Raw genomic sequence first — 13,339 nt, 5'->3', positions numbered from 1 at the left:
TGGAGGAATCCATGGACACTACACTCGACCCCACGGTGAACCCGAAAACACCCGGCCGCGCTGGCGGTACACCTCAGGCAGACCCGGCCGCGGTCCGCCGGGCGGCGTGGGCGGGACTCATCGGCACCACACTCGAGCAGTACGACTTCGTCATCTACGGCACCGCCTCGGCGCTGATCTTCAACACACTGTTCTTTCCGAACATCTCGCCCGCGGCGGGCATCCTCGCGAGCTTCAGCGCCTACGCCGTCGGGTTCCTCGCCCGACCGCTCGGCGGCCTGTTCTTCTCACGCTACGGCGAGCGGCTCGGCCGCAAATGGGTGCTCGTCGCGACCCTGATGCTGATGGGCGGCGCGACACTGGGTATCGGTCTGCTGCCCACCTACAGTCAGGTCGGGCTTCTCGCACCCGCGCTCCTCGTCGCATGCCGATTCTTCCAGGGATTCGGTGCGGGAGCCGAACAGTCCGGTGGTGCAACCCTTCTGACGGAGACGGCGCAGATCGGCAGGAGAGGCCGGCTCGCCGCTCTGGTGATGACCGGGGCCGCGCTGGGCACGGCGCTCGGCGCAGTCGCGTGGATCGCCGCGCAGCTCCTGCCGGAAGAGCAGCTCATGTCCTGGGGCTGGCGGCTCGTCTTCATCAGCAGTCTGCTCGTGACTGTCGCCGCCTTCGTCATCCGTCGCAAGCTCAACGAGAGCCCGGTGTTCCAGGAACTGAAGGAGCAGCACCACGTTCCGAAGACGCCCGTGAAGGAGATCTTCGCGAACGGCAAGAAGCCGCTGTTCATCGTCATGTTCATGACGATCGGCATCAGCGCGCAGTCGTACACGTACCAGGTGTTCATGGCGTCGTACCTCAAGAACGACGTGCACGTCGACCCCACGTTCATTCCCAAGGTACTGCTGGTCGGGGCCATCTGCGGCGGCATCGCGGCCTACGGATTCGGTCGGCTGTCCGATCGGGTGGGCCGCAAGCCGGTGTACATCTCGATCGTGATCGCTCTGATCATCCTGCCGGTGCCGACGTTCCTGGCTCTGAACACCGGCTCGCACCTGTTGATCACGATGGCGATGATCGTCGGCTTCATCCTGGCCTGCCAGGGCGCCGTCGGCGTCACCATGAGCTACTTCCCGGAAATCTTCGGCTCCCGCTACCGCTACGCCGGCGTCACTCTCGGCCGTGAATTCGCCTCGATCTTCGGCGGCGGTGTCGCACCACTGATTTGCGCGGCCCTCGTCACGGCCTTCTCCGGCTCCTGGATCCCGGTGGCCGTCTACATGATCGTGATGGCCGTGACCGTCCTGATCGCCTCGACGATGGCGCCGGAAACCCGCGACCGCGACCTCACGCTGGCCGCCAACGCCACCGACCGCGAGGTAACGGCGGCATGACCTCCTCCGTCATCGCGGTGCTGCGCGCCGCGCACGCCGACCTCTACGCCCCGGTGGTGACCGTCCTCGCCGAGAACGGAGTTCGTGCCGTCGAGCTGACGATGAGCACGCCGGGCACTCTCGACTCCCTGCGCGGCATCCGGCGCGACGCACCCGACGGCGTCGAGATCGGGGTCGGCACGGTCACCACCGTCGACCAGGCCCGCGCCGCCGTCGACGTGGGTGCCGACTTCCTCGTGACACCGACCACGAACCTCGACGTCATCGCCACGGCCGTGCGTGCGGGCGTCCCGATCTACCCGGGCGGATTCACGCCGACCGAGCTGTGGAACGGATGGAACGCGGGTGCGACCGCCGTGAAGTTGTTCCCGGCATCGGTGGTCGGACCGGAGTACATCGCGCACCTGCGCGGGCCCTTCCCCGACATCCAGGTCGTCCCCTCTGGCGGGGTGAGCATCGAGGACGTCCCCGTGTGGATCGCAGCCGGAGCGGCGGCGGTCAGCCTCGGCGGCCCGCTGATCGGGGACGCACTCCGCGGCGGGGACCTCGGTCAGCTGGCCGAACGATGCCGGCGCCTCGCGGGCGTCGTCGCAGAACCGGCGGTCGCGTGATGACGGTACTGACGTTCGGCGAAACCATGGCCCTCACCCGAGCGGCGGACACCGGACCGCTCGCCCACACGTCCACGCTCCACCTGGGAATCGGCGGCGCCGAAACGAACTTCGCGATCGCGCTGCGGCGGCTCGGCGTGGACGTCGCCTGGGTCGGGCGCGTCGGCCAGGACAGCCTGGGTGACCTGGTCGAGCGTGAACTCCGGGCCGAGGGAATCACCGCCGACGTCATCCGCGATCCGGACGCCCCGACCGGACTGATGGTGAAGGAGCGGCGAACCGCCACCGCCACCCGCGTCTGGTACTACCGGGCCGGCAGCGCGGGGTCGCGGCTCACGATGTCGGACATCGCGGACCACCGCCTCGAGTCGGCGTCGCTGCTGCATGTCACCGGCATCACCCCGGCCCTGTCCGACAGCGCCAGGAAGACCACCCTGTACTGCGCCGAACGGGCACGCGCACTGGGCATTCCGGTGTCGTTCGATCTCAACTACCGCCGTGCGCTGTGGTCGCCGGAAGAAGCGGGTCCCGTCTTCCGTGAGCTGATAGCGTTGTCGGACATCGTCTTCGCCGGTGAGGACGAGGCCGCGATCGCAGTGGGGGACGGCGACCCCGCAGAACTCGTCGCGCGTGTCCGCGACCTGGGGCCCCGCGAAAGCATCCTGAAACTGGGAGACCAGGGATGCCTGGCGATGGTCGACGGCGAGACGTACTCCCTGCCTGCGGTGCCGGTGAACGTCGTCGACTCCGTGGGGGCCGGAGACGGTTTCGTCGCCGGATACATCGCGGACCGCCTCGCGGGGGAGTCACCCGGCGACCGTCTGAGGACCGCTGTGACCGTGGGAGCCTTCGCGTGCACGGTGTCCGGCGACTGGGAGGGCATGCCGCGCAGGGACGAACTCGGACTCCTCACCACCGCGGAACCCGTCACCAGATGACAAGCTCCCACCTCCGACAGAACTGGACTTCACCGATGAACACCACCGAGACCACCGGCACGGACACCGTCGAGGTTCCGACGCACGCGCAGGCGGTCGTCGCCCACGGCGCGAACGACCTGCGCGTCGAGGACGTGCCGATCGCCGCACCGAAGCCGGACGAGGCGGTGATCCGCATCGCCTACGGCGGAATCTGCGGATCCGACCTCCACTACTGGAAGCACGGCGCCGCAGGCGAGTCGATTCTCCGCGCACCGATGCGGCTCGGGCACGAGGCGTCGGGCACGGTGCTGATCGGCGCGACGGACGGCAGCGGTCCCCGCCCCGGCACCCCCGTCGCCATCCACCCCGCGACACCCGGCGGCGACAATGCGACGTATCCGGCCGACCGCCCCAACATTTCCCCCGAGTGCACGTACCTGGGCAGTGCGGCGCACTTTCCGCACGCGGACGGGTTGTTCGTCAGCCACGTCGCCGTCCCCACCCGCATGCTGCGGGTCCTTCCAGACAGCCTCGATCTGCGGCTCGCCTCCCTGGCCGAGCCGGCGAGCGTGGCGTGGCACGCGGTGGCGCGGGCCGGGGACGTGACGGGCCGGTCGGTCCTGGTCATCGGTGCCGGGCCGATCGGCGCGCTCGTCGTGGCGGTACTGAAGCGAGCCGGCGCCGGGAAGATCACGGCGGTGGACATGCACGAGTACCCGCTGAAGATCGCGCGCGACGTGGGCGCGGACGTGACCCTGACGGCCACCGACACCGACGCGGTCGCGGCGGTCGGAGCAGACGTCACCATCGAATGCTCCGGCAACCACCGCGGCCTGTCGTCGGCGATCCACGGGACCGCGCGCGGCGGCCGGGTCGTGATGGTCGGACTGCTTCCTTCCGGTGACCAGCCGGTACCCGTCTCGATCGCGATCACCCGGGAACTGGACCTGGTCGGTTCGTTCCGGTTCAACGACGAGATCGACGAGGTCGTGGCCGCTCTCGCCGACGGCTCGCTGGCAGTCGACCCGATCATCACGGCCGAGTACGACGTGGCCGACGCGCTCACCGCGTTCGCGTCGGCCAGGGACGCGTCGTCGTCGAGCAAGGTTCTCCTCCGGTTCTGATCCCGGGATCCTCGCCCCGGCATCGTCGACGCGGCGCAGTTGTCGCATGATGGACTCGACGCACCCCCGAGGTCAGGAGAGCAAGCTGATGAAGGAATTCACCGCCTGGATCGCGCGCGAGAACGAGGGCGCCATCGGCCTCACCGAGGAGACGGTCGACGAATCGTTCCTGCCGCAGGGCGAGGTCACGATCCAGGTCGAGTACTCCAGCGTGAACTTCAAGGATGCGCTGGCGCTGACGCCGAAGGGCGGAGTGGTCCGCGAATACCCCATCGTGCCCGGCATCGACATCGCGGGCACGGTCGCCGAGTCGCAGTCGCCGGAGTTCGCGGTCGGTGACAAGGTCGTCGCCCACGGCTACGACATCGGAACCGCCCGGCACGGCGGGTACGCGCAGTTCGCCCGCGTCCCGGCCGACTGGGTGGTGAAACTCGACGGCATGTCCACCCGCACCGCCGCCGCAATCGGGACCGCCGGCTTCACGGCCGCGATGAGCGTCGAGGCACTGCAGTCCCGCGGCGTCGAGCCGGGCAACGGCCCGGTGCTCGTGACCGGGGCGAGCGGCGGCGTCGGCACCGTCGCCGTCGACCTGCTGTCGGCGGCCGGCTTCGAGGTGGTCGCGTCGAGCGGAAAGCCGGAGAAGGCGGAACTGCTCACCCAGCTGGGCGCGAGCAAGGTGATCGGACGCCTCCCCGAACCCGACACGAAACCGCGTCCCCTCGGCAAGGCGCAGTGGGCTGCCGCGGTCGACTGCGTCGGCGGCGCCACCCTCGCCCACGTGCTCAGCACCATCGAATACGGCGGTGCCGTGGCGGCCAGTGGACTGACCGGCGGACCGAAGTTGGAGACCACGGTCCTGCCGTTCATCCTGCGCGGCGTCAGCCTGCTCGGCATCGACTCCGTGCAGTACCCGATCGACCAGCGGCGCCGACTGTGGGGCCGCCTCGCGTCCGACCTCGCACCCAGCCGCCTCGAGTCGATCACGCACGAGGTCCCGATCGCCGACGTCGTGTCGGTGATCGACCAGGTGCGGGCGGGCACCTGGTCCGGTCGTGCGCTGACGCGCCTGTGAGTACTTATTAACGTGCGGCGGTTAATAAGTACTCACGGGCGGCGGAGCCGCACGATCCAGGCGCGGGTATCGGCCGGGTCGATCACGTCGTCGAGTTCGAAGATCGTCGCCGCGTTGAGTGCCTTCCCGTGCTGGTAGGCGGCGTCGACGAGTTGCGTGAACGCCGCGTCCCGCTCGGCGGGGTCGTCAAGCGCCTCGAGTTCCTTCCGGTACCCGAGGCGCACCGCGCCTTCCAGCCCCATGGCGCCGATCTCGCCGGTCGGCCACGCGACCGTGAACTCGGACGCGTGGAAGGAGCCGCCCGCCATGGCCATCGCGCCGAGGCCGTAGCCCTTGCGCAGGATGACCGTTCCGTACGGCACGGTCATCTGCGCGCCGGTGATGAACAGCTTGCCGAACCGGCGGACCGTGGCCTCCTTCTCCGAGTCGGGGCCGACCATGAATCCAGGTGTGTCGCACAGCGAGACCACCGGCAGGCCGAACGATTCGCACAGTTCCAGGAAGTGGGCCATCTTGTCGGCCGCGACCGCGTCGATCGCACCGCCGAGGTGGTGGCTGCTGTTCGCGACGAGACCGTACGGCGCCCCCTCGACCCGGATCAGCGCGGTGACGATGCCGACGCCGTGGTCGCGGCGTAGCTCGAGGACCGAGCCGACGTCGGCGATGGACTCCACCGCACTGCGGACGTCGTAGGCGCGCAACCGGTTCTCCGGGACGACGTGACGGGCCAGCCGCTCGTCGGGGGCCTCCCAGTCGGGGAGCACCCCCTGGAAGTACGACAGGTACGTCTTCGCCAGTTCGACGGCGTGCGCCTCGTCGCGGGCGAGCAGATCGATCACTCCGTTGCGGCGCTGCACGTCCACTGGCCCGATGTCCTCCGGCCGGTACACACCCAGCCCGCCGCCCTCGACCATCGCCGGGCCGCCCATGCCGATGTTCGCGTCGGGGGTGGCGATCAGGACGTCGCAGACCCCGGCGAGGGCTGCGTTGCCCGCGAAGCAGCGGCCGGACACGACCGACACCAGCGGCACCTTCCCGTTCAGCGCCGCCAGCGACCGGAAGGTGTTCAGGTCCAGGCCCGCGGCGGGACCGGCGTCGGTGTCGCCGGGACGTCCGCCTCCGCCCTCCGCGAACAGGACGACCGGAACCTGTTTGCGGCCAGCGAGTTCGATCACCCGGTCCGTCTTGGCGTGGTTTCGCATGCCCTGGGTTCCGGCGAGCACCGTGTAGTCGTACGACAGCACCACCGCCTGGGAATTCTGCGGACCGAACACGTCCCCGTTGATTGCGGCGAGGCCGGCGATCAGGCCGTCGGCGGGGGTGTTCTCGATCAGGTCCTGCTCGGAGCGGCGACTGCGCTGCGCGGCGAGAACGAGGGGCCCGTACTCGACGAAGCTGCCGGGGTCGACCAGGTCCTCGATGTTGGCGCGGGCACTGCGCCTCCCGAGCTTCGCGCGCTTCGCGATCGCGGCGGGCCGGGCGGCGTCGAGCGTGTAGTCGTGCCGCTGCCGGATCTCCGCCAGATCGGCGCGCTCACGATCGAGATCGGTTGCGCTGTCGGCCACGTCGCCAGCCTCCGATCCGGTGCGGCGGATCACGACCAGTGGATCGCCGGCGTTGACGGTCTGCCCGGGCGACACCAGATTCCGCTCCACCACAGCGCCGGTGGGGGCGGCGATCACGTGCTGCATCTTCATGGCCTCGAGCACCACGATTTGCGCACCCGACGTCACGGCGGCCCCCTCGGTGGCCGCCTCCACGACCGTCCCGGCCATGTGTGCACGCAGGACGTCCTCGCCGGCCCGCAACTCGAGCGTGTCCGACGCGACCTCCGCCGGATGATGCACATGCGCGGCGTCGACGAGGGCACCCATCCGCTCCGCGAGATAGTCGGTGCCCACGACGCCGTCGGCGAAGCCGGGATCCGTGAGAATCGCCCGCAGAAAGCCGATATTGGTGGGGACGCCGTCGACGACGAACTCGGCGAGCGCCGCATCCGCCTTGCGTGCCGCGGCCGCGAACGACTGCCCGCGTGAATGAACGATCACCTTCGCGAGGAGCGAGTCGTACCGCGGGCTCGGCGACAGCCCCGGCCGCCCGTAGGTGTCGACGCGCACCCCCGGTCCCGTCGGCGGGGAGAACACGGACAGCGTGCCCGCGGCGGGAACGGCCTGACCGCCCCGGCGCATCGTCTCCATGTTCACCCGGGACTGGACGGCGATTCCACGCGCGAGCGCGGGTGTGCCCGACGTGTCGAGCCCGACGGCGCCGACCCCGTCCGGCAGCGCCAACTCTCCGAAATCGGCTCCCCGCGCGATGTCGATCTGCACGGCGACGAGGTCGATCCCCGTCACCTCTTCGGTCACCGTGTGTTCCACCTGAAGTCGCGGATTGACCTCCAGGAACACGAATCCGGTCGGGGAGACCAGGAATTCGACGGTGGCCAGTCCCCTGTAGCCGACACTGGCACACAGCCGGGCCGCGGCCTCGTGGAGTTCGCTGCGCAGTCCGGGATCGAGCCCCTGTGCGGGTGCGATCTCGACGAGTTTCTGGTGGCGGCGCTGCACGCTGCAGTCGCGGTCACCGACGGCGAGCGCCCGGGTCACGCCCGCCTGCGGTGCCGCCACCACCTGCACCTCGATGTGCCGGGCGCCCTCGAGCAGCGCCTCGGCGAACACTGCGGGATTGCCGAACCCGAGTTCCGCCTCCGACGCGCACGCCCGGTACGCCTCGTCGATCCGGTCCGCGCTGCGGACGGCACGGATGCCGCGGCCGCCGCCGCCCGCGAGTGCCTTGATCATGATGCCGCGCGGTTGTTCCGCGAAGAACGCGCGGACGCCGTCCAGGTCGGTGGGGCCGTTCGTCGCGGCGAGCACCGGAACCTTCGCGGCGACGGCGGCCTCGCGTGCCGACGACTTGTCGCCGAAGATGTCGAGCACATCCGGGCTCGGACCCACGAACGTGAGTCCGGCGGCGGCGCAGGCGCGGGCGAAATCGGCGTTCTCGCTGAGGAACCCGTAACCGGGATGCACCGCCGTCGCACCGAACTCGGCGGCCGCGTCGAGGAGGGCGCGCACGTCCAGGTACGCGGACGGTCCCGAGCCGCGGAGCGCGACCGCCTCGGTCGCCGCGCGCACGTGGGGGCTGTCCGCGTCGTCCTCCGCGTAGACGGCGACGGTGTCGACCGACATCTCCTCGGCGGAGCGGATGATGCGCAGCGCGATTTCGCCGCGATTGGCGACCAGCAGGGTCACTTGTACTCCTCGGCCAGGGCGAACAGGTCGGCCTTGCGGACCTTTCCCGTCGCCGTCATGGGTAGTGCGTCGAGGACCTCTACGGTGGGCACCTTGTAGGTGGCCATGTTCCGGGCGGCCCACTCCCGCAGTTCCTCACCCGACACCTGACGGTCGGGCAGGAGCTGGACGAACGCGAACGGCACCTGCCCCTTGCCCGGATCGGGCTTCGGGACCACCGCGGCCGACTGAATCGCCGGATGCAGCATGAGCAGTGCCTCCACCTCCGAGGGAAACACGCTCATCCCGTTGGTCTTGATCATCTCCTTGTTGCGGGCCAGATAATGCAGTGCGCCTTTGTCGTTCAGCTTGCCGACGTCACCGGTGTGGAGCCATCCGCCGCGGAGCGCGTCGGCGGTGGCGTCGGGTTTTCCGTAGTAGCCGGTGAGCAGCGACGGACTGCGGACGATGATCTGCCCGGGCTGCCCCACCGGCACCGGAGCCCCGGCCTCGTCGACGATCAGCACGTCGGTGCCCGGAACCGGCGGCCCGCAGAAGACGGGTTCGCTGCGCAGATCCTCGTCGTCGGTCTGGAAGCCGAGCGTGATGGTGTCGGCGGTGTGCGTCTCCGTCATGCCGTAACTGGCTTCCCGGAGCACGTGACCGGTCGCGGCGCGCCATCGGCCGCGGATCCCGGGGTCGAGTTTGAGCACGAACGACACGGCCATCGCGTTGCCGAGGGTGGAGAAGTCCCGGTCGGCGAAACCCGGCAGGTCCATCAGTTCCACGTAGTTGTCGACGGTGCCGACCATCGACGTGACACCACGGCGCTCGACGAGGGTCGCCGCGGCTTCCGGGTCCCATCGGGTGAGCAGGACGACGGTGCCGCCGTTGATCAGCGGATAGAGGATGCCGAAGTCCTCGCCGGCGATCCAGAAGACGGGCAGGAACCCGAGGACGACCGGGGGAGCCTCGCCCACCTGCCTGCCCCCGGCCAGTGTCGCGGTGGCGGCGGTGTACACCATGTGCGCCTGAGTGTGTTTGCAGCCCTTCGGCATCCCGGTGGTGCCGCCGGTGTAGTTCAGCGCCGCGAGCGCGTCGGGATCCATCGGGATCGGATCGGCGCGAGGCGATTCCATGATCCCAGCCCAGTCGGTGGGCCCGGACGCGGTGGGGAACGGCGGTGTGACGCCGGGTTCGGCGGGCAGCAGGTCCGACAGGGCCGTGACCGCGACGTGCCGCAGAGCCGACTCGCCGCGCACGGATTCGACCATGTCCGCGAAGGAATCCTGGGTCAGCAGAATCTCCACGCCGGCGTCACCGAGCTCGTACGCGAGTTCGTGCTCACGGAACAGCGGGTTGATCGGGACGTGGACCGCACCGATCTTCAGTATCCCCAGCATCGCGATGTGGAATTGAGGACAGTTGGACAGGTGGACGCCGACGCGGTCGCCTGCCGACGCGCCCCGCTGCAGCAGCCAGCCGGCGAAGCGGTCCGACAGGTCGTCGAGTTCGGCATAGGTGATGTCGCGGCCGTAGAAGTCGATCGCGACGCTGTGCGGTCGCTGCGTTGCCCAGTGCCGCAGATAGTCGATCACGGTGCGGCCCTCGATCGGGTACTCGACGGACCGCGGCACCTCCGGTGGCCACGCGGCGGCCTGGAGTTCGCGTATCTCGGCGAGGGCCGATTCCAGTGCCGTGGGGTCACTCGAAGGCGAAGTGGGCATACCGAACTCCCGATTCTGTGCGGATTGTCCTTGCTAGGCGAAGCCGATGAGTCTTTCGGAGATGGCGGTCAGGTCTGCGGTGTACCGGCGCTGTTCGCGGGAACTCGCGTCGACCAGCCGGGCCGCGCCCGCGAGTTGGGCGTCGGCGAGGGTCTGCGCGATGCGGGCGGGTGGTGCACAGGGCGTGACGTCGCAGGTGGCGTTGATGCGCTCGATGAACCGGGTGTAGCGGCGGATGAGCCGCGTCTGCACGGTGGTCCAGCTTCGGCCGACCTCGGGGTCGAGCCCGGCGCGGTGCCTGATCAGTTCGAGGACCCGCCCGTTGGTGTAGACGGCCTCGACGAAGGCTTTCGTGGTGGTGCGCAGCACCTCTCGCAGGTCTTCGCTCGCCGGTCCTTCGACGTGCTGCGACTCGAGGAACTCCTCGCAGACGTCGGCGGCGACGGCGTGGAACACCTCGTCCTTCGAGGAGAAGTACGCGTAGAACGTCGCCCGCGACACTTCCGCCCGGGTGGTGATCACCTCGACGGTGGTCCGGTCGTACCCGAGTTCGGCGAAGCAGGCGCTCGCGGCGCGGAGGAGTTCGCGGCGGCGGGGACCGTCGTTGTCCTTACGCGCCGACCGTGCCCGCTCCTGAGCCTCGCTTGTGGTCACGGTCACAGTATGGGTTGATATTGACGTCAATGTCAATCGCGGCTCGACGACAACCTGATCCGCAGCGGGAGTGCGCTGTGGCGGCGCACGAGGAGGCTGGGGAGCCAACGTGTCTCGGCGTCGTCGGCGAGGGAGAACTGGTCGGTGCGCGCGAGCAGTGTGGTGGTGGCGGCGAGTGCCTCCATGCGGGCGAGCGCCGATCCGACGCAGAAGTGGACGCCCTTGCCGAACGCGAGATGGGAGCGGATGTGCGGCCGGTCGAGCACGATCTCGTCCGGCCTCTCGAACGCGGCGGGATCCCGGTTGGCCGCGCCCCACAGCAGGAGCAGGTGGCTACCCGCGGGCAGGTCGACGCCGCCGAGAGCGGTGCCGGCGACCACGTGCCGGTGATGTCCGCGGAACGGGGATTCGAGACGCAGTGCCTCGTCGAGGAACGCGTCGACGAGCGCGGGCTCCTGCCGGAGTCGGGTCTGCACTGCGGGATGGGTGGCCAGGAGGCGGGCGGCGTTCGCGATCAGCCCCGCGGTCGATTCGCCGCCGGCGCCGACGAGCTGGAGCAGGACGAGTGTCGCGACGTCCTCGGACAGTTCTCCGTCATTGCAGGCGTGTGCGAGGACGCCCAGCAGATCCTCCGACGGTTGCGACCTCGCCCGCACGAGTTCGGCCCGCAGGTACGCGGCCAGTTCGGTCACGGAGGCGACCAGCCGGCCGAGGCGACCCGCGTCGACCATCCCGCCCAGCATCTCCGTGCTGTCGTACGCCCAGGCGAGCAGCTGGGGCACGTCCGGCTCCGGCAGCCCGATGAGATGCGCCACCATCGTCAGCGGCAGGCGGTCGGCCATGTCGGCCGTCCAGTCGATCCGCCCGTCCCGCAGGCCCTCGTCCCACAGGGTGTCGACGAGCGACTGCACGGTGGGCGTCAGCGCGCGGATGCGGCGGCCGAGCGTGGGCAGCACCAGCTTGCGGTGGTGCAGGTGCGTCGGCTCGTCGGCGGTGGCCAGCACGTGAATCGCCTGACCGCCGCCGTCCATGTCGAACGTCGTGGGCGGCCCCGACGGTTGCTGCACCAGCACGCCGGTGAGGTGCGAGGAGAAGTCGTCGGTGCGGTTCGCCGCCTCTGTCACGAGGTCCCACGTGGACACGAGGAAGAAGTCGGTGCCTTCGACGCGATGGACGGGGGAGTGCTCGCGGAGAATCCGGTACAGCTCGTTCGGTTCGTCGAGGTGGGTGGGATCGAAGATGTCGATTCCGTGGGTCGGCGAGTGGGCCATCGAGGACTCCTTGTCGGCGAGAACTTGTTGCACATCACCACAGTTCGCGTCGGAGCCGGGTGCTGTCAAGGGCGGCGATCAAGGTGAGATTCTGCTGATCAGCGCGCTGTTCGCACTGCGTCTCACTGCCCGGTGATGCGGGGTTTGTCGATGCTGATCACGACCCCGTAATAGAGGAACGTGTTCTAGAATTGGCAGAGTAACCGTCTCATGGTGAGACAAAATAACGAGGACGTTTCTGGAGGTGCCGTGGACACGGAGCAGGCGGATTGGTTGACCGGAGGGAGCAGGCGGGTGCTTGCGGTCGAGAGGATTCACGCCGCCGCTGCCGACCTCATTCGCGAACAGGGCATCGACGGGGTGAGTGTGGACGAGGTCGCCGCCCGCGCCGGGTGTTCACGCGCCACGCTCTACCGGTACGCCGGCGGCAAGCGCACGCTCGTCGAGGCCGTGATGTCCCGCGCCGCCGACTCCGTGGCCGACCACGTCGAGCAGGCGCTGGAACCGTTCGAGGACTCGGAGCGGATCGTGGAGGCGATCCTCGCCTCGCTGGTGGCTATCCGCGCGGAGCCGACCCTGGTGCAGTGGTTCACCGGGGTGCATCCGAGGAGTACGGACGAGTACCTGGCCCGCGCACCCGAACTCGGCCAGGTGGCGATCTCGCTCACCCGCATCGCGCCCGACGAGGAGGCCGCGGGATGGATCGTGCGCGTCGTCCTGGCCCTGTTGACGTGGCCGCTGCCCGACGCGGCCGCCGAGCGGCGCACCGTCGAACGCTTCGTGGAGCCGATCTTCAGGATTCGCGCGGCGTCGTAGCCGATCGGGTGGGCTCGAGCACGAAGAGCCGGAACTCGCGTCCCCCGGACCGCCGGTGCTCCATGCGGTAGCCGGGCCAGTAGTCGACGACGAATTTCCACAGGTTCTCGCGTTCGTCGCCGGTGGCCATGTGGACGCGCATCCGGGACTCCCGTGCCCCGGCCTTGACGAGCGCCTCGTCGGCGGCGCGCAGATTCGCCGACCATGCCGGGTGCTCGGGGCGGCCCCAGTTGGAACCGGTGACGACGTATCCGTCGCCGTACGGAATGCACAGCAGCGCCGTCGTCCGCGGGGTGCCGCTCTTGCGTCCCGGGACCGTCACCTGCACGGACTGCAGGCCGGCGATGCCGATGAGGCTCACGCGGTTCCCGGTCCACGCGCGCAGGTGTGACTCCAGCCAGATGATCACCGGCGCCATCCGCATCACCCATTCCTGGGTGCCCAGCCACCGCGCAAGGATGCGGAGCGGGTTGCGGAGCGCGCGCAATCGGTCAGGGGGTGTGGGGACGGCGTTCATGGT

At 69.4% G+C, this 13,339-nt stretch carries 11 protein-coding genes; 6 read left to right on the top strand and 5 right to left on the bottom strand.

Annotated features, from left to right (window positions below; genetic code table 11):
- The first annotated feature begins 11 nt into the window (after positions 1-11).
- From I1A62_RS20425 to I1A62_RS20405, 5 genes are all read left to right on the top strand, one after another.
- The gene (locus I1A62_RS20425) at positions 12-1,391 is read left to right on the top strand and encodes an MFS transporter (RefSeq protein ID WP_072937195.1); all 1,380 of its coding nucleotides are present in this window, start codon (positions 12-14) and stop codon (positions 1,389-1,391) included.
- Positions 1,388-2,002: a bifunctional 4-hydroxy-2-oxoglutarate aldolase/2-dehydro-3-deoxy-phosphogluconate aldolase gene (locus tag I1A62_RS20420; protein WP_124391660.1), complete on the top strand. Its 615-nt coding sequence runs from the start codon at positions 1,388-1,390 to the stop codon at positions 2,000-2,002. Before I1A62_RS20425 ends, I1A62_RS20420 begins: the two co-directional genes overlap by 4 nt.
- Positions 2,002-2,940, top strand: coding sequence for a sugar kinase (locus tag I1A62_RS20415; RefSeq protein WP_124391659.1), 939 nt, complete (start codon positions 2,002-2,004; stop codon positions 2,938-2,940). The genes I1A62_RS20420 and I1A62_RS20415 overlap by 1 nt, the downstream gene beginning before the upstream one ends.
- 35 nt (positions 2,941-2,975) lie before the next feature.
- Positions 2,976-4,046 (top strand): L-idonate 5-dehydrogenase, encoded by a 1,071-nt coding sequence (locus tag I1A62_RS20410; protein WP_219459586.1) that lies wholly within the window; start codon positions 2,976-2,978, stop codon positions 4,044-4,046.
- An 88-nt stretch (positions 4,047-4,134) separates the two neighbouring features.
- Positions 4,135-5,118, top strand: coding sequence for an MDR family oxidoreductase (locus I1A62_RS20405; protein ID WP_124391657.1), 984 nt, complete (start codon positions 4,135-4,137; stop codon positions 5,116-5,118).
- Positions 5,119-5,150: 32 nt separating this feature from the next.
- Here the strand turns inward: I1A62_RS20405 and I1A62_RS20400 are convergent, their stop codons facing one another.
- The 4 genes from I1A62_RS20400 to I1A62_RS20385 are packed head-to-tail and all read right to left on the bottom strand — an operon-like array spanning position 5,151 to position 12,003.
- Positions 5,151-8,372, bottom strand: coding sequence for a carboxyl transferase domain-containing protein (locus I1A62_RS20400; RefSeq protein ID WP_219459585.1), 3,222 nt, complete (start codon positions 8,370-8,372; stop codon positions 5,151-5,153).
- Positions 8,369-10,078, bottom strand: coding sequence for an AMP-binding protein (locus I1A62_RS20395; protein WP_219459584.1), 1,710 nt, complete (start codon positions 10,076-10,078; stop codon positions 8,369-8,371). Before I1A62_RS20395 ends, I1A62_RS20400 begins: the two co-directional genes overlap by 4 nt.
- Before the next feature lie 33 nt (positions 10,079-10,111).
- A complete protein-coding gene (locus I1A62_RS20390; protein WP_219459583.1) occupies positions 10,112-10,738 on the bottom strand; it encodes a TetR/AcrR family transcriptional regulator in 627 nt (208 codons plus the stop codon).
- Positions 10,739-10,764: 26 nt separating this feature from the next.
- Positions 10,765-12,003 carry a cytochrome P450 gene (locus tag I1A62_RS20385; RefSeq protein WP_219459582.1) on the bottom strand — a complete coding sequence of 413 codons (1,239 nt, stop codon included), beginning with the start codon at positions 12,001-12,003 and terminating at the stop codon, positions 10,765-10,767.
- A 210-nt stretch (positions 12,004-12,213) separates the two neighbouring features.
- Here I1A62_RS20385 and I1A62_RS20380 point away from each other — a divergent pair, with 210 nt between their 5' ends.
- Entirely contained in the window at positions 12,214-12,819 is a 606-nt protein-coding gene (locus I1A62_RS20380) for a TetR/AcrR family transcriptional regulator (protein WP_219459581.1), read from the top strand.
- Here the strand turns inward: I1A62_RS20380 and I1A62_RS20375 are convergent.
- The gene (locus I1A62_RS20375) at positions 12,797-13,336 is read right to left on the bottom strand and encodes a nitroreductase family deazaflavin-dependent oxidoreductase (RefSeq protein WP_374710799.1); all 540 of its coding nucleotides are present in this window, start codon (positions 13,334-13,336) and stop codon (positions 12,797-12,799) included. The two genes, I1A62_RS20380 and I1A62_RS20375, sit on opposite strands and share 23 nt — an antisense overlap.
- Positions 13,337-13,339: the final 3 nt, after the last annotated feature.

The organism is Rhodococcus sp. USK10, from assembly GCF_019378875.1.
GTDB classification, from domain to species: Bacteria; Actinomycetota; Actinomycetes; order Mycobacteriales; family Mycobacteriaceae; genus Rhodococcus_F; species Rhodococcus_F pseudokoreensis.
This window is presented reverse-complemented; position numbering and strand designations above follow the sequence as displayed.